Origin of the sequence: Pseudoalteromonas sp. SCQQ13 (genome assembly GCF_015864415.1) — a bacterium.
Taxonomy (GTDB): domain Bacteria; phylum Pseudomonadota; class Gammaproteobacteria; order Enterobacterales; family Alteromonadaceae; genus Pseudoalteromonas; species Pseudoalteromonas nigrifaciens.
The window spans coordinates 82,908-105,744 of sequence record NZ_JADYXG010000008.1; the positions used below are offsets into that span (position 1 = coordinate 82,908).

The window sequence follows — 22,837 nt, forward strand, 5'->3', positions numbered from 1 at the left end:
TCAAAATATAAACGCAGCGCTAAGGCTGCATTTATATTTAATAAAGTTAGTTACCAACTTCAGATATACCAGCATCACCACCAGTACCACCCGTTCCAGGAGGTGTAGGCAATACAGGTAAGCTAATAGGAGGATTAGGTTGTGCTTGGATAGGGCCTGCTGCCGTGGCTTGTGAAGCAATAGTAGCATCTATGCCCGCATTAATTGCAGCAAGTGTAATAGTGTCTGAATCTACTCCGTATGCAGAAAGTGCGGCTAATAAAGTAGCAACCATAGGGCTGTCTACACCAAAAGCAGCAATAACGGCAGTAATCATTTGATCAACCTGAGCGTTACTACAATTGCCTCGTGGCAAGGTTTTGTCTAGTTGGTTTTTTATATTGTTTTTACAAATAATTTTAATGGCGGCAACTAAGTCTTGTTGCAGTTGCTCAGGAGATACATTTATTGGTGCATTACTTAAAATCGAAATCAAGTTGTCTATCCCTGCAGACTGAACAGATTTTGATGTATTAGTTTGTGCATAAGTTTGCGGTACATAAAATACACACAGCCCTACTATTAGTCCAAATAAGATAATTGATTTCATGATCGACCCTTGTTTAAAAAATAGGCTACTTACAAAATTCTAATACATTTGGATGAAAAGTAAACTTTTTATTTGTGTTTTCATCAATAATGTTGATTACTTGTGAGGCGGAGCAAATTAAATTCCCTTGAACACCATCACAACCTAAGCTTTCGAGTATGTTTAATGTTTCGGGCTTTTCAATTAAACACGCTAAGACTTTTATGCCAAAGCCATGACAAATATTATTTACAGTTTGAATATAAAAGCGACTTTGCGGATTATCAATTAAATCTTGAATGTAGCTACCGTCAATTTTCACATACTCAATATCAAGACCATGTAAATACTTAAAAGAGGTTAAACTGGTGCCAAAGTGCTCTACACACACACTAATACCAACCTCTTTTATCACATCAATATGAAGTGCAGCAACGCGTATATTACTTAGTAAGCTCAATTCATGAAGCTCAAAAATAAGATTGTTTTTGAGGCAGGGGTAGTGTTGAGAAAACGCACCTAGCCATTGTATAAACTCCGGTGAATATAACGAGGACTTACTTATATTTAATGCGAATTTATCCTCTGGATATTGCATTTTAATATTAATAAAATCACGGATTAATTTTTTATCCAGTTCTTCTGTCAAATTTAACTTTTCGGCCATAGCGAATAAGTGACTATTGTTTATTTTTTCATTGTTATAGATAAAGTGCGCAAATACTTCAAAGTAGGACTGTGTAAACTCGGTATTACTTTTTTTCACAGGCTGTACTGAAAAGCTCACTTCCCCAGAGTTAATTATGCTCTGAATTATTTTTTGCCACTCTTCAACACTAAAGACTATTTTATTATCAATGTTAGCGTCAATCGTACTTTCCCCAATAGTACATTTTGTATCTAATGACGAAAGTAAATGACTCAGTGTTAAGCTTTTTTCAACACTTATAGAAGCTAAGCGGGCATAACCATTATTATGTGAGCTGTGCTGTTTTTGGCTAAACAGGTCAATAAGGTTAGCGTGTAAATTATATAAAAAAGTAATATCGTATGGCGCAATAAAAACAAAAGTACTGCCATTTATTCGGCATAACCTATAATTATTTAGTTCAGCTAAAGAGAGTTTTAATATTTTAGCAACGTCAGTCACATACTCATCACCCCTTTGATAGCTAAGTGTTCGATTAATGTTTACTAGCGAGGGAAGTGTGACCATTGTTGCTGTCATTGGACGCTCAGAGGTAATGGAGTGGGTAACGGCGTTAAAATAGTTTTCAAAAGATTTGCGATTACCTAACCCTGTTAGTGGATCACTATACACGGCGTTTGTTAGTGCTTGGGTTTGTTTAGCTAAAGAGTCGAATGTACTTTGCAAATTAAGCACCATATTATTAATTGCTTTGGTTACTATGCGCAATTCGTGGGCTAACGGCACTTTATTATTGAGTGTAAAGCGTTTGCGAGTAACAAGCAGTGCTTGCTTCTCAACTGCTTTTAAAGGTTTGAATATTGTTTGTAAAATAAAATAAGTGATCAGCAGTGAAGCAATTAATAATATGAGCGAACTATAAAAGCTACGCTTTGTGTGCAGCCATAAAGTTAAATATGACTCTCCTAAGTGGCTGGTAACTTCAAGTGTACCAGCAATGATCCAACCCGTATTTATTTCAGATTGCATTGTAGGCGCGCTTAATTTTACAGTGTTTGTAAACCAATGAGGCACAGAATCTACATGGGTAGGGTTTTCTAATGAGAATAGCGTTTCATGTTTCGTATTAATAAAGCGTATTTTACTATAATAACCAGAATCAAATATTGCGGTTGCCATAGTTTGCCCTATTATGAGTCCATCTGTATCCAAATAAGGGGAGATAGAAAGTCCTAGGCTTGTAGCTGTGTCTTTTGCATGGCTTGCCATTTGTGTTTGTAAATAGTCTCGGGTTGTATCTACATCAATAATAATTCTTACAAAAAAAGATAAAATGGAAATACAAATTATTAGCCCGTAGATCTGTATTTTAAGACTCATACCTTGTTTAAAAGGGTGATACATTATTTTCATCTCCTGTATCAATTCCATTTACGAGTGCAAGCTCACCTTTTTCAATTCTTTTTAGCATAGTATCCCAAGCCGACACACCGCTACTATTTTTAACTTTATTACCAAGCCCTTTTGCTTTGGCTAACCATAAACCTTGGCCATTAAAACTGTATATAGGTGTTAAATCGTGACGTTTATTTGCGGGGAGTAACTGGGTATTAAAGTTACCCAAAACAAAAGGAATTTGGTCAGCTTCAGGAAAGTATATCAGTACCATGTGGGGCTGATTAATGGTGTGTTGACGCACATACATAAACCTTATTTTTTCTTCAGGAATACCAAGCGCAATTAAAGTAAAGTATTTAGCTATAACGTAATCCTCACAATCCCCCATACCTACACCCAAGCTTTCTATTGGTGTAGCCCAATAATCATTTTTATTCCAAAGCTCATTATCTGTTTTGTATTTTATATGTTCATTAAAAAAATTATTAACCAGATGTACCTGCCGCCATTCATTCTTATCAATCGATGCATCAATAAACCTAAGCCATTGCTTTATGCGATTATGTCCATCTTTACCATAATGTTGTTTTGCACGTTCAATTATTTCGCTATTACGCAAGTAATTGATTGTGTCTTGTGAGTAAACATAAAAAGATAACAAGATAACAATGCAGCACCCCAAACGCACAAGTAGTTCCTTAAAATTTAGATGCGACACTTATTATATTATTAGCATTAAAACCGAAACTAGCAATAAAGTAGGTTAAATAAGTTTTAATGAAACAATTTGTTAGCATTGACTAATTAAAAGGTGTGGTTTAATGTTTATTGAATTGCGTTGTTTTGTACTTTAAATGTACGTAATCGCGATTAGTGACCCCAACATATGCGTTAAAAGTTTTAAAGATTGCTCGTTGGATATAATAAAAATTGGCACTAAATTTTGACTTTATTAAATTGTATGGCAATTGATATAAAGTGCTATGTAGCAAATACACTACATTGTTAAGTTATACCATTGATAAACCATATATATTAATTACTTAAAGCTTAAGTAATACATGAGAGGCTCAATATTAAACACAATCTCGGTGCACATGAAAATACAATGTTTATGAGTTTTTTGAGATCTGTTTTACTAAGTAAATTAAAAGTTTAATCTTATAAGTTGATCTATTATAAGATGAATTGTTCTATTTTAAACCAAGTGAGTTTGATGGTAGCTCCAATTTTGGAGTTAGAAAAATTATTTTACGTTTAGTAAATTTAAGAGAGTCAACGGATGGGTTTATTTTTGAAACTGTTGAAAAATAAATTAAAGGTATTGATACCTGACTCTATATATATTCGATATGAATATTTAAAGCTTCACCGTAAATTTTATTCAAAAAAGAAAGTGCTTACTTTTAGCGATAGGATTTTCTCGTGGAAACTAAGTAAGAAACTAACTGATTTTTCTATTTTTGTGGATAAATATAAAGTTAGAGCATTTGTCGCTGATAAATGCGGTGAAAAATACCTTCCAACCTTACTAAAAACTTGTACCGTAGCTGAAGATTTTAATTTAACCGAAATGCCAGATAAATTTGTCATAAAACTAAATAACGGTAGTGGCTATAATCTTGTTATCAATAATAAAAATGATCATTGTAATGCTGAAATTCGCCAATTAATTACACAATGGCTAAAGTCTGATTTTTATGCAATAAGTAAAGAAAAACAGTATAAAAACGTTGAGCAGCTAGTTATTTGTGAAGAGTTTATTGAATCAACAGATGGCCTAAAAGACTATAAATTTTATTGTATAGAGGGCGTAATTGAATTTGTACAGGTAATTTCACAAAGGACAAGCAATAAGCAAACGCACAACTACTATTCAAGATTATGGCAACCACTTCCAATCTTAAGGGCTGGATGTGATATTGGAGAAGTTGAACTCAAACCAAAAAATTTTGCAGAGGCAGTTGTAATTGTAGAAGCATTGAGTAGCTCATTTTCTTTTGTAAGAGTTGATCTCTATATTCAAGATAAAATATATTTTGGTGAATTAACGTTTACTCCTGGGAATGGGTACATTAAATTCTTGCCTGAAAAGTTTGATAGGGAGTTAGCAAGTAAAATGAAATTAGCTTTTAAAAACAATGGTTAATAAATTAAGAGAATAAGTATATTTAATAAATGGTTCACGCTTTTACTTTAAGGGAGTGAAGATGAAAATAAAAAAAATTCTCAGCCTAGAAACACTCAGAGGGTGGGCTTGTTTATTATTAGTACTTAATCACTTAATAGGTGAACCAAATATATCAGGTTTAAAGTTACCCGAAAATAACGACTTTTATTTTTTTAACTTAATGTTAGAAAATGTCAGAATGCCATTATTTGCATTTTTAGGCGGCGTTATTTTCTCTTTTAGAGGAGTGACATCAGAGCAATTTTTTTCTATGTTAAAAGGAAAGTACTTTAGACTAATCATTCCTCTAATTTTTGTAGGCCCAATTTATCTATTTATTCAGGCACATACTTTAGGAGCAAATCAAAAAATAGAAATAACCAATATTACTTATTACTTTAGCGTGATATGGGAAAGTAAATTTCATTTTTGGTTTTTACAAGCAATGTTTTTGGTGTTTTTATTTTATGGTTTATCATCATTTATAAAAACTACAACTCAAAATAAATACATATTTGCGCTATTTACGGGGATTATTTTATGCGTATTTATGCCTACAGAAATTTATTTTTTTTCATTATCTGGATTTTTCTTTTTATTACCTTTCTTCTCGTTAGGGTGCTTACTTAGCTCAAAAAGACACAGCGAAGAAAAGCTAAATATAAAGTTAGTTACAATATTATTAACTTTGTTTGCTGGCCTTATGTTGTATAAATTTTTACAACTACAAAGCCAGAGTAACTTTGAAAGAAACAGCCTAATGGGGCTAGTAACTGGCTTTGTTGGTTGTTCATTATTTTACTTTGCAAAAATAAAGATTATACCCCTTGTGTTTATTGGTAAATATTCATTTTCAATATACTTATACCATGTTTACTTTTTGGTTTTATCTAGAATGTTACTAGTTTATTTAGGTGTGCAATCGACAGAGCTTAATATTGTATTTGGCATGTTCTTTGGGATCTTTGGTCCGATTGCAGTTGAAATTGTATTATCAAAAAGTAATTACGCATCACGAATTTTTTTAGGGCAAAAAAGTACTGTTAAATATGCACAAAAGTCGACATAGGAAACGATGTTTGTATATGAGTACTAATTATGTGCGCATTTTTTACGTAGCAGTGATTAGTGAATTTTAATAAAGCAGTACACATTACTAATATGGTTACTACACTGAGATCTTTATAAATCCAAAACAGTCAGTCAGTTAATTTATTTAGTTATTGAATTTTAAAATTTTGATTTATTGAAGTTATAAATATGACTCTATTATTACAAGGTAAGTTTTTTGAGCCAATCGCCAGCTATTTTAAATAAGTTTTTAGGCACAGCCGGTTTACAAATGATAAGCCGTGCTTTATCCGTTATAGCAGGCGTAATACTTGCCCGTTATTTAGGACCTGAGCAATATGGCTTATATACCTATGTTTTATCAATTATTGCCATAGTCACAATACCTGTTATAGCAGGTTTACCACAATTATTGATCCGTGAAATTGCACATGCTGAATTGGAAGGTAAATGGGGAGAATTAAAGGGGTTACTCAGGTGGTCATCGGCATTCATTATCAGTATTTCTGCGCTTGTGATGCTTACGACCATGCTTATTTTATATTTAGGCTTAATAAGTTCCCAGACTGCTAGTTTACTTTGGTTTGCAATTTTTTTGATCCCTATAAAAAGCTTTTCTGCAAAACAGGGAGCTATTTTAAACGGTTTTAGAAAACCAATTCTAGGCTTATTTCCAGAGTTTATTTTGATGCCATTTTTAGCCATTTTAGTTTACTTATATTTTATTGTATCAAAAACTGAGTTCACCAGTTTACTGCTTATAAAAGTACAGTTAATAACATCGGCATTAACGCTGTTATTAGGCTTAGGGCTAATATTTAAAGAGCGATCGAATAACCTTAACCATGTTAAACCTACTTACTATTTTAAAAAATGGCATATTGCATTACTCCCGTTTACGCTAATGATATTTATTAGCACCATGAATGCACAGCTTGCAAACGTATTTTTAGGCTACTTTGATGATAAAGAGTCTGTCGCTTCTTTTAAGGTAGCTTTACAAGGGGTGACATTAGTTACCTTAGGGTTTGCAGCGGTAAACAATATTATAGGCCCTAAAGTTGCTAGGTTGTATAGAAGTGGCGATATACAGTCAACACAGGCTTTACTAACTAAAAGTGTAAAGTTAAGCGCCACTTTTTCAATACCAATAGCGGTTGTTTTAATTTTTTTTGGGGATTGGTTTATAAGAATACTTTTTGGAGAGCAATATCTGGCTTCCCATCCAATTCTTATTATTTTATGTATTGGCCAAATAATTAATATTTGTTTTGGCTCTGTTGGTTTAGTGCTGAATATGACAGGAAATGAAAAACGTTCATTAAAAGCATTGTTGGCTACATTATTAATAAACGTGTTGTTGTTATTTATTTTAGTGCCTATCTATCAAGCAATTGGGGCGGCTTTAGCTGTAAGCATGAGTCTAGTGCTGTGGAATATTTGGATGTCGATTGATGTATATAAAATAACAAAGTTAAAAACTTGGTTATGCTAAATTTCATTTATAAAAATTAAAAGGATTAAGCTAAATGGTTGAGTTAAGCATCATTATTCCTACTTATGGAAGAGTCACAAAAATAAGAAATGCAATACAAAGTGCACTTATAAACTCACTTTGTGAGGTAATAGTTGTTGATGATAATGGTAAAGGGTCAGAGCATCAGCTAAATACAGAGTCTATTTTAGAGGATTTAATTGTCTCTAAAAAAATAAAATACATACCATTAGAAAAAAACTCAGGAGCAGGGATTGCCAGAAACATTGGTATTAAGCAAGCCAATGGCGAGTATGTAACTTTTTTAGACGATGATGATTTTTTTATAGATGGGAAATTACTCGAAAAACTTAACTTTTTTAAACACCAACAAGAGCAGCCTGCTGTCTGTTGTAGCCATATGCAAGTAGAAGAAAATGGTAAAGGTGTTTTAGCAAACGATGATAAGTTTGTAGGCCATGACGCTAAGACCTTTTTGCTATCTGGGAGTTGTTATACTTCAATGATAATGATTAAAAAAAGTGTTTTAGAAGCCATAGGTGGGTTTTATGATACACCTTACTTACAAGATCATACCTTAATGTTAAAGGCCTTTATTCAAAATTATAGTGTGTGCGTATTTGCTGAAAATGTCTTTGTGCATACAATCCACAATGGAGCGAGTATTACCACAGGTACTCGACCAATAGCAGGCGTACAGCTCAGGTGTAAATTAGAAAAAGAGCTAAGTAATAAGGTCACGTTGTCAGCTTCAGAGCAAAACGATTTGAATTATAGGTGGAGCACAATTGACTATCATAATTACTGGCTTGAACATGGGCGCAATTTCTCTTTATTTAAATTTTTGTTCACAAAAATAGTATGGCGCTCAAGAACAAGCGAACAACTTTATGAATCATTTAAGTTACTCGTAAAGTTTGGGATGAAATATCAATATTACTCAAAGTAAAAGGAAGCTTTATTTTGATCTATCACAATAAAACTTTTCTGTTAAATAGAACAATGTTGATTCTTGTTTTTGTATCATTAGTTTCACTGCTAGCGCCTTTTTATATAGGAATTTTTGCTTTATTCACGTATTTAACAACTAAAAGATCTGAGTGGCTTTACGTTTTTTTTATTAGCTTTATTTTGCTTTTTTGCAATATGAATTTACACAAAGAAGCATGGGCATTTGGCGATTTTTTAGGAATAGGCAATGACTTAGGCTGGTATTCAACCCAATGGTTTGCATTCAATAATTATCAATATGGTTTTTTGAGTATTTTTGATGAAGATTATGCAATTTTTATTAATGATGGCTTTTTGGTACAACCGAAAATATCGGAGCCGATTTATCATGGCTATTCTTACTTCTTTTCAAAATTAACGAATGGCAATTATATATTTTATACGTATACGATTACGTTATTTATCTATTTACCAGCATGTATTGTTATTTACAAGATATTAGATTCAGCTAAATTTAGTGAGGTGTTAATTGCGTTAGCGCTGATGTTTTTTATTTTTTATTCAATGAAATTTACAAACATGTTTAACATGATACGGCATTATTGCTCAGGTTCTTTCTTAATTATTACTCTATTTTTTTTATATTTTGACAAAATACGCTTCGCCATTTTTTTTGGTGTCATCGCATCATTAACACATAATGCAGCCGTGGTTGTTTGTGCAATTTATTTTGTTGTTTATTATGTTACGGCCTCTGATGAAAGAAGTAATAGATACAAAATTTTATATGTCGTTATGGGCTCTGCGGCAATATCAATATTATACCTTTTAGTTTATTACGCCACATTTACCAATTATGAAGAATTAGATGATAGAGGTTCAGGAATACTATTTAAGCTTTTAGATGTTGCTATCGTACTGCTTTCTATATTCGCCTATATGGTTAGGCGTAAATCGACATTTGATAAGGTGTGGTTTTATTATATAGGTATTATCGTATTAATTTGTTTTATGCATACAACAAACTTCTTACAGCTACGCTATTATGCCTACTTTGATTATTTTAGATGGATTGGCTTGGTATATATATTTTCTTTAATACTACGTGTTGTCAGGCTAAAGCTACTGTTTTTTTCATTATCTTTAATCGCGTTTATTTTATTTTTGTGGTACAGAATTTATATTTCTGATTTCGATTTTAACGGAATGTTCCACCATTATTTCTTTATAAAATTTTAACTTCATATTATGTAATAACTACTTATAGGGATTGTAATGAAAATTTTATTACTAACAACATGTATATGTAATGACGAAAATATCAAAGACTTAAAAAGACTAATATTATCGATAAATAGTGTAAGAAACATTCAATTTGTACACTATGTACTATTACAAAGTGCAGATGGCTACAGTGAAGAGTGTTTACTTGGGCTAGCTAGTAACTATACGCTAATCACAATTAGTCAAAGTCATATTGTGTCGTTATCAAAGGCCAGAAATAAGCTTATTAAAGAAGTGAACAGTCGGTATTCATTGAATAATTTTGATTTCGTGTCCTGCCCAGATGATGACTGTTGGTACCCAGAAGGGTTTTGGAATAGCTTTAATGAACTACAAGCACTCAGTCGATTTGAATTGTTTTATACTCAATTTTCATCAGCACCAAGTATTAGCCCCTTTACTTCTAATGAACATAATTCGTCAAACTTAATACGATACGCATCATCTAACACTACATTTTATGCATCTAAAGTATTTAATGAAGTAGGGCTGTTTGATGAAAACTTTGGCGTCGGCGCTAAAAATAATGGAGGTGAAGATTTGGACTTTGCAATAAAAGCTTCACTTATTAGTAAGGTTATATTTTTTATGAACTCTGCAGCTATTGGCCATCGTGATCCATTACCAGAATTTAGATATAAGTATTTTCAAGGCTCTTTCGCGGTATTAAATAACCACAAACTAAAAAGTACTGCTCTTTACTATCACTATTTGCGAAAGCTTATGGTTGGTATTTTTTATTATTCACAAAGAAAAATAAAGTTTGCTGACTTTAAAGTAATAAAATAGGAGCTTAAAGCGATGGACCCTATCTTAAAGTCATTAACTTTAGTCAATGAGGTATCTTTAGCCAGTATTTTAGAGCGTATCACAAATACGGATAAAGCAATTTCGATCGGTTTTTTAAATCAGTATGCATATAACTTAATAAGTAGTAGTGATGCTATAAAAGCTAACTTTTTCGATTTAGATTATTTATTCAGAGACGGTAAAGGGGTTGAATTAGCGTGCTTGTACAACAATATTGACCCTCAATCTAACTTAAATGGTACAGACTTTATTCCGCGATTAATCTCGCAATTATATTTATCTAACAAGGAAATGACCCTTTTTGCGTACGGTACTCAGCAACCTTGGTTAGATATAGGTGCAACCTCGCTTTTTAACACCTCCCAATATTATAGTTTAAATGGGTTTAAAGATGTCGACTGTTATCTTGAGCACAATTTACAGTATCAAACTGAGAGTCTTAACGTAGTCGTTCTTGCTATGGGTATGCCTAAGCAAGAGCTGATAGCTACACAACTAAAACTACAGAGCAAAAATAAAATGATAATAATATGTGGTGGTGCAATATTGGATTTTCAAGCGGGTAGGGTAAAGCGCGCACCGACGATATTTAGAAAGCTTGGTTTTGAGTGGCTATACAGATTTGCTCTAGAGCCTAAAAGGTTATTTTCTCGTTATGTTGTCGGGATCCCATTGTTTTTTTTAAATGTATATCGCTCCAGTACTAAAAGAGTTTTGTAATTAAAGGGAGTGGTAAAAGTTAATTTCTATTAGCGTGAAGCTAACGCTTAAATCAAAGATATAATAACAATTTGATGGCTATTTTTGACGTGAGATCTACATTATTGCGATAAATTGTACTAACCTTAATAAAAGCAATGTAATTAATAATAATTTTAGTATGTTAGGTAAAATGTTTTTAAGGGAGGGTGATTCTAATGAATTATAAAAGTTATTGTCATTTAAGTCAGGATATAAAAGAACACTTGCCTAAAATACAGAGTTTAAACTTTGATTTAATTGTAGGCCTTCCAAGAAGTGGTTTAACACCAGCTAATATGCTGGCATTGTATTTGAATATTCATTGTACGGATTTGATTTCTTTAATTAATAATTCAGAGCTCAAAACAGGAAGTACACGAAAAAGTAAAAATCAATATTTAAAATACCCACAAAACGCACAAAAAATATTATTAGTGGATGACAGTATTGCAAAAGGTGACTCGATTAAAGCTGATATGGCTTTAATTCCCACATATTTACACAGTAAAATTACGACATGTGCAATTTACTCATCGCTAAAACAAAGAAATGATGTTGATTTTTTTCTAGAGTACCTACCATCACCAAGGGTGTTTGAATGGAACATTTTTCATCATCCAATTTTAACGACTGCTTGTTTAGATATAGATGGTGTTTTGTGTATTGACCCTACTGAAGAGCAAACTAATGATGCCGAAAAGTACATTGAGTTTATTTTAAATGCACAGCCATTATTTATACCCTCTAGAAAAGTTTATGCGCTTGTTACCAGCCGGTCAGAAAAGTATCGAGAACAGACTGAGATATGGTTAAAAAAGTATAAAGTAGAATACGAGTATTTAATTATGCAAGATTTACCTGGTAAAGAAGGAGGACAAAAGCAAATTAGTCATGCAAAGCATAAAGCTTTATTTTATCAAAAAAGTAGTGCAGAGCTTTTTATTGAAAGCGACTATAAGCAAAGTATTGAAATTAATCATCTCACTAAAAAACCAGTTTTTTGTGCAGCTAGTAACCAAATAATTAACAACGGCTTTTATAATCTAAAGCATGAAGCAGTTACAAGCTTAAAAGAACGGTTGGCTTCGTTTATACCTCGTGGCATAAAAAATCAGATTAAAAAATTATATTAACTTTATTTACAAAGACTTATCTTGTTCTTTAGATAAATAGAGCCTAGCTTATATTATTGTTAATTTGCAAGTGTGTAGAGCTCCCATCAACTCAAAATATAAAAGCTAAGTTTTCAGTATTCACCGTATTTAGGCTTGATATTGTTTGCGCTTAAGCTCTTCAGTACTTAGCGTTTTTTGTTTATTAACTAACGCCAAACGTTTGTGTAAGCCTTACTGGTTAGTCATTGCCACCGTGTGTAGTATAACATTCCCCCAGGCTACCTTAAACCCACCAAATAATAGACGCACTATGCTTATTTAAAACTTAGAAGCAAACACTTATAACGTGTTTTCGGTTGTGTTATTAATTATTATCTAAACCAGTTAGCGGTCTGCTCTCTTACTTTTTGTACAGCCTATTATTTTTCTAAAGGATTACACTAGGGTAAAAATGTACTATTTCACAGGGTTTGGTTGATAGTAGTTTTTATATAGTCGCAGTTTAAACCTAAACACTGATAAGCAGGCTGTATAAAGCGATCTTTTATGTTTGTTTTTGTTTTATGTTTGTTTATTTTGTGTTTGTTTTTTTAAGTTGTTTATTTTATTGGCTATAAATAAAACTATTAAAACCTTCAAGTAAACAGTAATTAAGCCCCAAGGTAATAGGTTGCTATTATGTTGTTAGTAAATGAATGTAGTTGCTAAAACTAAGTAGATGATAATTAAAAATAGCTGTAGGGCAAATTACACATCAAGAACAGAGCCAAAAATGTGCAAAATTTATTGTAATATTATGCTATTAGCTTTTATTCATCGGCATAGTTTTTACTGAGAGAGTAAGTTACGTATACCCTACTCATAATATTAACCAGATGGATTCATGCATTGTTTATTTAAATATCTAAGCATGATTACATAAAAAAGGGCTGTTGTTTAGATGGGGAGTTGTAGTTTAGATACATTTATATTTTAAGAAATATGTTTAATAAAATAGCTTTAACCTTTTGTATATTAGTAAACCCGCCTGTATGTTAATTGTGCAATTTGAGATGTTAATTTAGTATTAATTCCATAGTCTAGTGATGCTTCTTCTTACCTGAGACCAATTAATAGGAATTAATAGTTATGAGCTCTTCAAGGACATTTAAGTTATCAGGTTCGTCAGATGCCTGCTTTTATAGACTCTTCGATATTTTTGCATTGTTTTTTGCTTTTCAATGCTCCGCCTTATTTTATAACTTTAATCTAAGCTCTTTTTATATGGTATCAGTGCTAAGTGTTGCATTAATTTACTTATATTGCGCTGAAATATTTTCCACTTATAGATCGTGGCGAGCAGGGAAGTTTAGGGTAATGATGTTGTGTGTTTGGGGCGCTTTATTAGTTTCATTCGCTTGTTTGTTTTTTATATCATTTATTTTTAAGTTTTCAGAATCCTTATCTCGGATTGGCATTAGCTTGTGGTTTTTATTAAGCATGCTTTATTTATATTTATGGCGCTTAGCTGTGTACTTGTATAAGCGAAATCGTCGTAAATTTGGTTCATATTTACGCAATGTAGCCATCATTGGTGCTACAGAAACCGCTGCTTACTTATATGATGAAATTGAGAAGAATGATGAGTTAGGCTTTAAGTTTTTAGGGTTTTTTGATGATAGAAACCCAGAGCGTTTATTTAGTAAATTAGCCTCTCATGATGTTGCAGGCAACATACAAAAAGCTGTGGATTTAGCAAGAGAGGGCAGAGTTGATGTGTTATATATTGCTCTTCCCATGAAAGCAGAAAAACGTATTGCAGACATTTTATTGCAGCTGGGTGATACCACTGTTGATGTGCATATAATACCTGACTTTTTACTTTCTAATCTTATACATGCGCGTATTGAACATGTTGGCGAAGTTGATACTTTGAGTGTGTTTGAGTCGCCATGCATTGGTGCTCATGAGTTTATTAAGCGTACAGAGGATATTGTGTTTTCAATGATTATATTGTTATTGATTTCGCCATTACTATTAGTTATTGCCGCGGCAGTGAAATTAACATCAGCTGGTCCTGTAATATTTAAGCAAGATCGTTACGGACTTGATGGACGAAAAATAAAAGTTTGGAAATTCCGTTCAATGGCAGTAACAGAAAACAGCAAAGTGGTAACTCAAGCTACAAAAAATGATGTGAGGATAACAAAATTAGGCCGATTTTTACGACGTACGAGTCTTGATGAACTTCCTCAGTTTTTAAATGTACTTGAAGGTGACATGTCCATTGTTGGCCCAAGACCTCATGCGGTTGCGCACAACGAAGAGTATAGAAAAAAAGTAGAGTTTTATATGTTTAGGCACAAAGCCAAACCAGGCATTACAGGGTGGGCGCAAGTTAACGGCTGGCGTGGTGAAACAGATACGTTAATAAAAATGGCGAAACGTGTAGAGTATGACCTACACTATATTAAGAACTGGTCATTACTATTTGATATAAAAATAATAATCATAACAATATTTAAAGGATTTAAGAATGAAAATGCCTACTAATACAATTGCCCCTTGCCTACTCGTTGTTTGTATTGGGGGCAGTCCTTATGCAACGGCTAACCTAAAACCAGGTAGTATTATTACAAAAGATGGTGCCGTAATAACGCCTACACTACAAACAGGAGTGAGTACTAATAATAACTTTTTTAGAACACCAACTAATGAGGAGTCGCGGTTAATATGGAATATATCACCTAACATTTCGGCTGTAATTGAAGATGGCCCAGACAATTATAAGCTTAATGTTGGAACAATAACGTCCTTTCATAATAAAGATACCACAGATAACTTCACTCAAGTGACCACAGCAGCGAGCGTTCATAAAGAGTTTACCCAACAGCATAGACTCGATATTAAAGGTGATGCAGATTGGTTATATGAACCCAGAGGTAGTGGTTTAACCGAAGGTTTGGGGGATATTGTTAATGAATTAGTAAAGTACCAACAGCAAAATGTAACAACGCGTTATGAATATGGCGCAAAAAGCTCTAAAGCTCAAGTTGCGCTTATTGCTGGTTTTTTCAATAAAAAATACCAAAATTTTAGACCTGTATCTCAATATCGCGATTATGATAAAACTTTAGTGGGAATAACCGGTTACTACAATACGCTTGCAGCAACGCGCACTTTTTTGGAGCTAACACAAGAAAAGTACCGCTATGATGTTTTGCAAGCCAATGGTATTTCACGAGATTCAGATGACAGAAAAATATTACTGGGAATAGAGTGGGAGGCAACGGCGGTAACATCCGGTACCTTCAAAGTCGGTTATCAAGACAAAGATTTTTTTTCTGACCTACGTGAAGATTTTACCGGTTTAAGCTGGGAAGCCGCAGTACTTTGGCAACCACTTACTTATTCATCGTTACAATTTTTAACTAGCCGCTCAGCTAAAGATCCCTTAGTAGCAGGTGATTATATTAAAGAGAGTGTTTATAACATTACCTGGGATCACAATTGGAGTAATTACTTTAGTTCGTTGGCAAGTTTAAATTATGCAGATGAGCAATACACTGGGGATGTTGGCAGACAAGATAAAACAACAGCGGCTCGACTAGGTTTAAACTATTTGGTTAGTAACTTTGGGATGGTATCTAGTTACGTTGATTTTATAGATAAAAACTCTAATCAAAATACGATTGAATATGATCGTGTCATTGTCGGGATTAATTTTACCTTTGTTTTAAAGGCTAATCGATGAAATTTTGGATGCTTGTTTGCCTGGCTTTTTTATTAAGTTTTAATAGTTTTGGCCAAAATGCGCAAAACTATACTTTAGGGCCAGGTGACAAAATTGAAATAAAAGTTTTTGGCCAACCAGATTTAGATGTGACGGCGTTATTAGGTAACAGTGGCAAAGTTAATTACCCTTTTTTGGGAAAAGTTAAACTCGCTGGCCTAAATACATCACAGGTTGAACAAATAATAATAAGAGGGCTACAGCCTGACTATTTAGTTAACCCCAATGTGTATGCGCAAGTTACACAATATCGACCTTTTTATATTCATGGTGAGGTAAATAACCCAGGTGCATACCCTTATCAGCCGGCAATGACAGTAAATCAAGCGATTGCACTTGGCGGTGGATTAACAGAGCGAGCATCGATAGATAAAATATATATTTTTAAAGAACAAACCAAAGAGCAACAAATTAGAGGCAGTTTAAACAGTCAAATTGCAGCGGGCGACACCATTAAAATAGAACAGCGCTTGTTTTAAGCCGTTAAAGGCAGTGATGAATGAATCAAAAATCAGAAAAATTAAATAATAATGATGATGTAATTGAGTTGGGCATTAACTTTAATGTTATTAAGCAAGCAAAGTGGCGAATTTTGAGCTTTGCGATAGTTATTACATTATTAGCGATAATGATTACGTTAACTTTAATACCTAAATATAAAGCAAGTGCAACGTTATTAATTGAAGCTGAGCAGGCTAAAGCGGTTAGTTTTGAAGAAATATATGGTTTAGACTCAAACCAAAAAGAATATTATTTAACTCAATTTGAGGTAATAAAATCAGACAGTATTGCACGTGAAGTTATTACGAAACTAGATCTGCAGTCACACACTGACTTTATTCCAAAACCTTCAATATTTAATGAAGTTAATATACTAATTAAAGAGTTGCTGCCTTTTTTAAATAAAAAAGAAGTTGCTGCGCTCTCGTATGAAGATCAAGTTGAGCAACAAATGCAAGATTTGCTTAGTATATTTAATAAAGCATTAATAGTTTCACCAATTCGTAAAACGCAATTAGTTAGGGTGAGTTTTGAGTCGAGTGATTCTAAACTTGCAGCCTTAGTAGCAAATACGGTAGGTGAGGTATACATAGACAGCCAAATGCGCGCCAAAATGGGGATAACGCAACAGGCAACAAGCTGGTTAAACACACGTTTGTCACAATTACGGATCCAATTAGATGACTCAGAAGTTCGCCTACAAGCATACCGAGAGGCGCAGCAATTAGTTGATATAGAAGGTATTGCGGGGCTAGTGACACAAGAGCTAGAGCAAATGTCTCAGCAGCTAGTTGATGCTCGAGCTGCAAGAAATAATTTAAAGAGTATAAACAGAGTGATCAAGGAGTATGGAAATAATAATATAGAATTTTTAGGCAGTATGCCCGAAATAACGTCACATAAAGTAGTACAAGATGTAAAGCGCGAGTTAGTACTTGTTGAGCGAAAAGTGAGTGACTTGGGCGAAGTATATGGCAATAAGCACCCAAAAATGATTTCTGCTAAAGCTGAACTTGCAACTGTAAAAGCTAATTTAAATAAGCAAATTAAAGGCCTAGTTACAGGTATCGAAAAAGAGTTAAACAGAACAACTCGAACCGTTAATACATTAGAAGCGGATTTGAAAAAAATTCGAGATGATTATCAATATATTACACGTAAAGAAACGCAGTATAATCAGTTAAAACGTGAAGTTGAAACTAACCGAAATATATTTAATACATTTTTATCTCGCTCTAAAGAAACCGAAGTAACCAGCGACTTCACCTCAGCAGCAGCTCGCTTTACAGATAGAGCATACACACCTAAATATCCCAGTAAGCCTAATAAAAAGCTTATTGTAATAATTACATTTATAGCTAGCTTTGCCTTTGCAGTAGTGATGAGCTTTATATTTGATGCATTAAACGATACGGTAAAAACAAAAAATGACGTTGAAAGTAAACTAGCGCAACGCATGCTAGGTTTATTACCCAAAGTTAAAATATCGAGAAAGAATCCGTTTCCTATATACGCATATTTAGAGGATAAATACCGTCGCTTTGCAGAATCTGTGCGTACATTTAGAACAAGCTTATTGCTTACTCAGTTAGACCGAAATCATCAAATAATAGCAGTTACATCAAGCGTCCCAGGTGAAGGGAAAACCACCACATCAGCTAACTTAGCCTTATCGCTTGCGCAAATGGGGAGCGTTTTACTGATTGATGCTGATTTACGTAAACCCAGCTTAGCAAAACGGTTTGATATACCTGTATTTCACCCGGGCTTAAGTAATTTAATTACTGGTACAGAGCAGTTTTCTGAGTGCGTTCATTTAGATGAGCGCTCTGGTGTTGCTATTATGCCAAGTGGGCAAATACCATCAAATCCGTTAGAGTTACTCTCTAGCGCCCGTTTTGATGAGTTATTAAAGGTTTTAAAAACCAAGTACGATCACATCATTATTGACACTCCCCCAACACAAGCGGTTAGTGACGCATTAGTAATTGCACAAAGTGTTGATTCGGTAGTGTATGTAGTGAGAGCAGACGTAACAAGGGTAAAACCGATTAAAGCTGGGTTAGAGCGTTTGTTTGAGGTAAAAGCACATGTGGCAGGCGTTATACTTAACCAAGTAGATATGAGCAAAACTAAAGATGAGCATAGCTACGGATACTATGATTATTATGATTACTCACAACCGCCAGAAAAACCTCAACCTAATGGCTAAATTATGATTGATATTCATTCGCATATTTTACCCGGTATTGACGATGGCGCTAAAAATTTAAATGAATCTTTAGCATTATTAAAGCTAGCGCAAAGTGATGGAATAACACATATGGTGATTACTCCGCATATTCATATAGGGCGATTTGATAACTCCGCGGTACAACTTCGCAGAGACTTAGCTGATTTAAAAGAGCATGCAAAACAGGCTCAAATTACTATAAAACTAGCAGTAGCGGCAGAAGTACGCCTTGATATAGAGTTAATGGCACTGGTAAAGGCAAATAAATTGCCCTTCATTGGGAATTTAGCCGGAGCAAATTACTTATTGTTAGAGCTACCACATTCTCATGTACCACCAGGCTACGATAAGTTTATTGGCTGGTTAACAAAACAAAATATTAAAGTGATTATACCTCACCCTGAACGTAACCGTGATATTCAGGCTAATCCTTTTTATATAGAACATTTAAAGCAGTTAGGTTGTGAGTTTCAATTAACCGCTTCAAGTATTGAAGGTGGGTGGGGGGATAAAGCAAAACAAATTAGCAATGACATGCTTAAAGGTAATTTAGTTAATTATGTTGCCTCTGATGCGCATTCGGTAAAACGTAGGCCGCCAATACTTAGTAAAGCAAAACACATTGTGAGTAATTTAGTAGGGGAGGATAAAGCACATATGTTATTTGTAACTAACCCTTGGCGCTTAACTGAGTCACTATTTTGTGATTAGTTTTAAATTAAATAGGTTAATCCCTATTATTGTTTTAGCGCTTATAACCTTGTTTATTGCCTATTACAGTATAAAAAGCATACGCGCCAATGCTTGGTATTTTAATGCTAGAAATACGCTGGAACAGCTGTCCTCTCCAATTAAGCGCTCAGAATTAAAACAGGCCGAAAAAGCTATTACTTTAGCGGCTAAGTTTGAGCCAAGCCATCCTCATTATTGGCACTTGAATGCGTATATAAAAATATTATCAGTAAGTATTTTAAATCAGCCGACTGTAATTAATGCTCCTACACATCAGCTGGCTTACCAACAAGCCGAACAAGCGCTTTTAAAGTCTATTGAATTAAGGCAAACATGGGCAGAAACTTGGATAGCATTGGCGCAAGTGGTGAGTTATCAAGATGGGCCCACAGAGCAGGTTTATGATTATATTCAACAAGCAAAAAAAGTAGGACCTTATAAGCTTGATGTACATTTAGGTATTATTCAAATAGCGTTGATTCATTGGTCGCAACTAACTCCACAATACAAAGCTTTATATGTTAACGAATTGAAGTTAGCAGTTAAATATGGCTATAAATTCAATCAAGTATTTGATATTGCAAAACAAAGTAATAGCTTACCCATATTGTGTTTATCGTTACAATTTGGTGGCGATTTCGATTCTGTTCGCAAAAGTTATATATTTAAAAAACATTGTGGTAGTGGCAAATAAAAATGCCCAGAGTTATAAAAACTCTGGGCTATAAAATGACTCTTAGTTGAGCCTTACGTTAACTGAAGACGCTTTCTTGATTATAGGGAGAAGAAGAAAGTACATATAAGTATAGCTAATATGATTAAAACCGCACATTTATTATCCGAATTTAAGTACTTTTAACAACTCAATCATATTCACAAATGTATGCATGTTTTAATACTCACATTTTACATTAAACGCTGTTTAATTGCTTTGTGCCCATGTTATTAGCTGCGTATTTTGTACTAGATCGCGTGGGAGTGAGTTTTTAACTTTATTTTTTTGCCATTTACCTAAGCCAATAGGGCAGCCACATAAAGTTAAAATAACTTCTCCTGTATTTTGGCTTACATCAGCTAAGCGAATATCCTTACCCTGAAAGTAGTCGTTAGCTTGAGTGTCGGTTAAAGGCAATACATTACTTTTACACTGCTTACCAAATGCGGTTGCAAACTCGTGGGCTAAACGCACGCCATTATTATGAATGGCACCAAGTTGAATGCCTAAACGGGCGTATTTAATTTTGTTTTGCACAGCTTCAAACTCCTGCGGAAATAACCACAGCTCTTTATCGCGCTGCATTAATGTGCCCGGTAAGGTATTTAAACCAAATTGTTGCTTAAGTGTTTGCATAAAAACAGCACTTTTTTTGCTCTCAAATTGCTGAAACGGAAAAGCACCTTTTTTGACTTTTAGATTAGGGTTGTCACTACTTGCTTGTTTTTTGAATTTGGCAATAAAAAAGCCTTCACTGTCGAAAGTTTGCGGCCACACATGTAAATACCCCTCTGGCGTAGTTGCTTTACTTGCGCCAGGAAATAGATCACTTAAAGACTCGGGTATTATACAGTCGCCAAATTCACTGAGTAAAAAGTCGCACACGTGTTGGTTTTCAAGTGGAGTAAGCGTACAGGTTGAATACACTAAGGTTCCACCGGGCTTTAAGGCGTAAAATGCACTTTTAATTAGATCTTTTTGTACTTGGGCAATTTCAATATTAGAGTCGATTGACCAATTTTTTAGTGCATCTGCATCTTTTCGTACTGTGCCTTCGCCAGAGCAGGGGGCATCGAGTAAAATGCTATCAAAGCACTCAAACATATAATTACCAAAAATCACCCCATCAAAATGCGATAACGCACAGTTACCTACTCCCATGCGTTTTAAAGTAGCGCTAAGTACTTTTAAGCGTGATGACGAAAGCTCATTTGCAACCAACACCCCTTGGTTATTCATTAGTGCAGCAAGCTGCGAAGTTTTAGAACCAGGTGCAGATGCCATATCAAGAACGTAATTAGTGTGCTCTATACTTTGTTTTAGTGCTATGGGGGGCAGCATAGAGCTTGCTTCTTGAACATACATAGCACCGCTAAGGTGAAGATCGGTATTGCCAAGTGCTAGGTTTTGCTCTTCTGCGGCAGGGCGCTCTAACCAAAAACCTTCCTCGCACCATGGAATAGGAGTGAGTAGCCAATTTTTTTGCTTAGCGTATTGCTTAAACTCAGTAACAGATATTTTTAAGGTATTAACACGAATAGATTTTCGTAGTGGCCGCCGGCAAGCATTAATAAAGTCGTCTATATCTAGGTGTGCAGGTAAATAGGTTTTTACATCATCGATAAAGTGCTCGGGGATAAAGGTATTTGCGTCCACGGTTTGGCCAGTCGTTATATTAAAGACAAATAATAACATTTCTTAAAGTGTGTTTCAGTGCTTAACAGGTAAAAAGTTAGTTTTTATTGGTGTCGACACTTAGCGGTGGTTTATCACTTTAGAGCAGGTAATTATTATACTTTAGGCTAATGATGTCGACAATGCGTGTGTTTTTTAAGCTTTTCATACTGTTTTAGGGTTGACACTTAGTGGTAGTGAGTTCATAGTGGCTTTATAAATTGTCGACAATCTAATAGTAACCTATGACGCAAAGCCTGTTAAATGAAACACCTATTACAACCGCATCAGATCAAGTGTTTGTAAATATGCGCCGAGAAATAGTAGAGGGCAGCATAGCACAAGGCAGTAAAATATCTGAGCCAGAACTGGCAAAGCGTTATGGAGTAAGCCGTGCAACGCTGCGTGAGGCGTTAAATCGTTTAGAAAGCTGTTATTTAGTTGAGCGTAAAGCCAACATAGGTTGCCGAGTTGTATCGTTAACAGCAGATCGCTTGATAGAAGTTTATCAAGTGCGCAGTGCCTTAGAGGGCTTGGCGTGTCGTCTTGCTGCCGACAATATGGCAGCCGATGAAGTCCAAGGTTTAAAGCAATTACTTAATCAGCATTTAAAAACGCAACGAGTAAAAGAAGGCGAGTCGTACTATCAAGAAGCAGGTGATTTAGATTTTCATTACCGCATTATTAAAGGCAGTAAAAATGCCCACTTGATTCATTTGCTATGCCACGACCTTTATCAATTAATAAGAATGTACCGCGTACAAATGGGTATGGTTGGTCCGCGGGTATCAAAAGCATTTGATGAGCACTTAGCTATTATTAATGCGATTGAAAACCACGATGGTGAATTAGCCGAAATGTTGATGAAGCGCCACATAAGTGCTTCACAAGCCAATATTCAAACTAAATTTGATTTACTTGCAGCGCAAACTAAAGCCAGTTAAATAAATCGTTTTAG

General features: G+C 34.3%; 19 protein-coding genes. 15 read left to right on the forward strand and 4 right to left on the reverse strand.

Annotation, left to right across the window (positions count from 1 at the left end; translation table 11 throughout):
• Nucleotides 1–46: 46 nt before the first annotated feature.
• The 3 genes from I6F41_RS08340 to I6F41_RS08350 are packed head-to-tail and all read right to left on the reverse strand — an operon-like array spanning nt 47 to nt 3,303.
• Nucleotides 47–589 (reverse strand): hypothetical protein, encoded by a 543-nt coding sequence (locus I6F41_RS08340; RefSeq protein ID WP_197108134.1) that lies wholly within the window; start codon nt 587–589, stop codon nt 47–49.
• 25 nt (nt 590–614) lie between these two features.
• Nucleotides 615–2,621 carry a bifunctional diguanylate cyclase/phosphodiesterase gene (locus I6F41_RS08345; protein WP_197108136.1) on the reverse strand — a complete coding sequence of 669 codons (2,007 nt, stop codon included), beginning with the start codon at nt 2,619–2,621 and terminating at the stop codon, nt 615–617.
• Nucleotides 2,605–3,303 carry a transglutaminase-like cysteine peptidase gene (locus I6F41_RS08350; protein WP_089368437.1) on the reverse strand — a complete coding sequence of 233 codons (699 nt, stop codon included), beginning with the start codon at nt 3,301–3,303 and terminating at the stop codon, nt 2,605–2,607. The genes I6F41_RS08345 and I6F41_RS08350 overlap by 17 nt, the downstream gene beginning before the upstream one ends.
• Nucleotides 3,304–3,897: 594 nt before the next feature.
• Between I6F41_RS08350 and I6F41_RS08355 the strand changes: the two genes are divergently transcribed.
• The 14 genes from I6F41_RS08355 (at nt 3,898) to I6F41_RS08420 (ending at nt 20,184) form a co-directional block, all read left to right on the forward strand.
• Nucleotides 3,898–4,764, forward strand: a complete 867-nt coding sequence (locus I6F41_RS08355; RefSeq protein ID WP_197108138.1) for an ATP-grasp fold amidoligase family protein — start codon at nt 3,898–3,900, stop codon at nt 4,762–4,764.
• A 61-nt stretch (nt 4,765–4,825) separates the two neighbouring features.
• Nucleotides 4,826–5,854 carry an acyltransferase family protein gene (locus tag I6F41_RS08360; RefSeq protein WP_179807284.1) on the forward strand — a complete coding sequence of 343 codons (1,029 nt, stop codon included), beginning with the start codon at nt 4,826–4,828 and terminating at the stop codon, nt 5,852–5,854.
• 219 nt (nt 5,855–6,073) lie between these two features.
• Nucleotides 6,074–7,351 carry a flippase gene (locus I6F41_RS08365; protein ID WP_011328466.1) on the forward strand — a complete coding sequence of 426 codons (1,278 nt, stop codon included), beginning with the start codon at nt 6,074–6,076 and terminating at the stop codon, nt 7,349–7,351.
• A 34-nt stretch (nt 7,352–7,385) separates the two neighbouring features.
• Nucleotides 7,386–8,300 (forward strand): glycosyltransferase family 2 protein, encoded by a 915-nt coding sequence (locus I6F41_RS08370; protein ID WP_089368435.1) that lies wholly within the window; start codon nt 7,386–7,388, stop codon nt 8,298–8,300.
• 53 nt (nt 8,301–8,353) lie between these two features.
• Entirely contained in the window at nt 8,354–9,541 is a 1,188-nt protein-coding gene (locus tag I6F41_RS08375) for an EpsG family protein (protein ID WP_182683395.1), read from the forward strand.
• A gap of 36 nt (nt 9,542–9,577) precedes the next feature.
• Nucleotides 9,578–10,375 (forward strand): glycosyltransferase family 2 protein, encoded by a 798-nt coding sequence (locus I6F41_RS08380; protein WP_182683396.1) that lies wholly within the window; start codon nt 9,578–9,580, stop codon nt 10,373–10,375.
• Nucleotides 10,376–10,387: 12 nt separating this feature from the next.
• Complete coding sequence (locus I6F41_RS08385; RefSeq protein WP_089368434.1) at nt 10,388–11,116, forward strand: WecB/TagA/CpsF family glycosyltransferase; 729 nt, start codon at nt 10,388–10,390, stop codon at nt 11,114–11,116.
• Between the two features lie 197 nt (nt 11,117–11,313).
• Nucleotides 11,314–12,270: a phosphoribosyltransferase gene (locus tag I6F41_RS08390; RefSeq protein WP_197108140.1), complete on the forward strand. Its 957-nt coding sequence runs from the start codon at nt 11,314–11,316 to the stop codon at nt 12,268–12,270.
• Nucleotides 12,271–13,380: 1,110 nt separating this feature from the next.
• Complete coding sequence (locus I6F41_RS08395) at nt 13,381–14,784, forward strand: undecaprenyl-phosphate glucose phosphotransferase (protein ID WP_197108142.1); 1,404 nt, start codon at nt 13,381–13,383, stop codon at nt 14,782–14,784.
• Entirely contained in the window at nt 14,768–15,985 is a 1,218-nt protein-coding gene (locus tag I6F41_RS08400; protein ID WP_197108145.1) for an outer membrane beta-barrel protein, read from the forward strand. Before I6F41_RS08395 ends, I6F41_RS08400 begins: the two co-directional genes overlap by 17 nt.
• Nucleotides 15,982–16,503 (forward strand): polysaccharide biosynthesis/export family protein, encoded by a 522-nt coding sequence (locus I6F41_RS08405; protein ID WP_089368429.1) that lies wholly within the window; start codon nt 15,982–15,984, stop codon nt 16,501–16,503. Before I6F41_RS08400 ends, I6F41_RS08405 begins: the two co-directional genes overlap by 4 nt.
• Nucleotides 16,504–16,523: 20 nt before the next feature.
• Nucleotides 16,524–18,737 (forward strand): GumC family protein, encoded by a 2,214-nt coding sequence (locus I6F41_RS08410; RefSeq protein WP_089368428.1) that lies wholly within the window; start codon nt 16,524–16,526, stop codon nt 18,735–18,737.
• Nucleotides 18,738–18,740: 3 nt separating this feature from the next.
• Nucleotides 18,741–19,469 (forward strand): tyrosine-protein phosphatase, encoded by a 729-nt coding sequence (locus I6F41_RS08415; RefSeq protein WP_179807281.1) that lies wholly within the window; start codon nt 18,741–18,743, stop codon nt 19,467–19,469.
• A complete protein-coding gene (locus I6F41_RS08420) occupies nt 19,462–20,184 on the forward strand; it encodes a VpsP family polysaccharide biosynthesis protein (RefSeq protein ID WP_179807280.1) in 723 nt (240 codons plus the stop codon). Before I6F41_RS08415 ends, I6F41_RS08420 begins: the two co-directional genes overlap by 8 nt.
• A 228-nt stretch (nt 20,185–20,412) precedes the next feature.
• Here the strand turns inward: I6F41_RS08420 and rsmF are convergent, their stop codons facing one another.
• The gene (rsmF, locus tag I6F41_RS08425) at nt 20,413–21,861 is read right to left on the reverse strand and encodes a 16S rRNA (cytosine(1407)-C(5))-methyltransferase RsmF (protein ID WP_182683400.1); all 1,449 of its coding nucleotides are present in this window, start codon (nt 21,859–21,861) and stop codon (nt 20,413–20,415) included.
• A 263-nt stretch (nt 21,862–22,124) separates the two neighbouring features.
• Between rsmF and I6F41_RS08430 the strand changes: the two genes are divergently transcribed.
• Complete coding sequence (locus I6F41_RS08430) at nt 22,125–22,823, forward strand: GntR family transcriptional regulator (RefSeq protein WP_011328452.1); 699 nt, start codon at nt 22,125–22,127, stop codon at nt 22,821–22,823.
• Nucleotides 22,824–22,837: the final 14 nt, after the last annotated feature.

Coding starts and splice junctions, on each gene's coding strand:
- I6F41_RS08405 (WP_089368429.1), top strand. CDS start 15,982: ATGAAATTTTGGATGCTTGTTTGCCTGGCTTTTTTATTAAGTTTTAAT.
- I6F41_RS08380 (WP_182683396.1), top strand. CDS start 9,578: ATGAAAATTTTATTACTAACAACATGTATATGTAATGACGAAAATATC.
- I6F41_RS08410 (WP_089368428.1), top strand. CDS start 16,524: ATGAATCAAAAATCAGAAAAATTAAATAATAATGATGATGTAATTGAG.
- I6F41_RS08355 (WP_197108138.1), top strand. CDS start 3,898: ATGGGTTTATTTTTGAAACTGTTGAAAAATAAATTAAAGGTATTGATA.
- I6F41_RS08430 (WP_011328452.1), top strand. CDS start 22,125: ATGACGCAAAGCCTGTTAAATGAAACACCTATTACAACCGCATCAGAT.
- I6F41_RS08370 (WP_089368435.1), top strand. CDS start 7,386: ATGGTTGAGTTAAGCATCATTATTCCTACTTATGGAAGAGTCACAAAA.
- I6F41_RS08415 (WP_179807281.1), top strand. CDS start 18,741: ATGATTGATATTCATTCGCATATTTTACCCGGTATTGACGATGGCGCT.
- I6F41_RS08400 (WP_197108145.1), top strand. CDS start 14,768: ATGAAAATGCCTACTAATACAATTGCCCCTTGCCTACTCGTTGTTTGT.
- I6F41_RS08345 (WP_197108136.1), bottom strand. CDS start 2,621: ATGTATCACCCTTTTAAACAAGGTATGAGTCTTAAAATACAGATCTAC.
- I6F41_RS08385 (WP_089368434.1), top strand. CDS start 10,388: ATGGACCCTATCTTAAAGTCATTAACTTTAGTCAATGAGGTATCTTTA.
- I6F41_RS08395 (WP_197108142.1), top strand. CDS start 13,381: ATGAGCTCTTCAAGGACATTTAAGTTATCAGGTTCGTCAGATGCCTGC.
- I6F41_RS08340 (WP_197108134.1), bottom strand. CDS start 589: ATGAAATCAATTATCTTATTTGGACTAATAGTAGGGCTGTGTGTATTT.
- I6F41_RS08375 (WP_182683395.1), top strand. CDS start 8,354: ATGTTGATTCTTGTTTTTGTATCATTAGTTTCACTGCTAGCGCCTTTT.
- I6F41_RS08390 (WP_197108140.1), top strand. CDS start 11,314: ATGAATTATAAAAGTTATTGTCATTTAAGTCAGGATATAAAAGAACAC.
- I6F41_RS08360 (WP_179807284.1), top strand. CDS start 4,826: ATGAAAATAAAAAAAATTCTCAGCCTAGAAACACTCAGAGGGTGGGCT.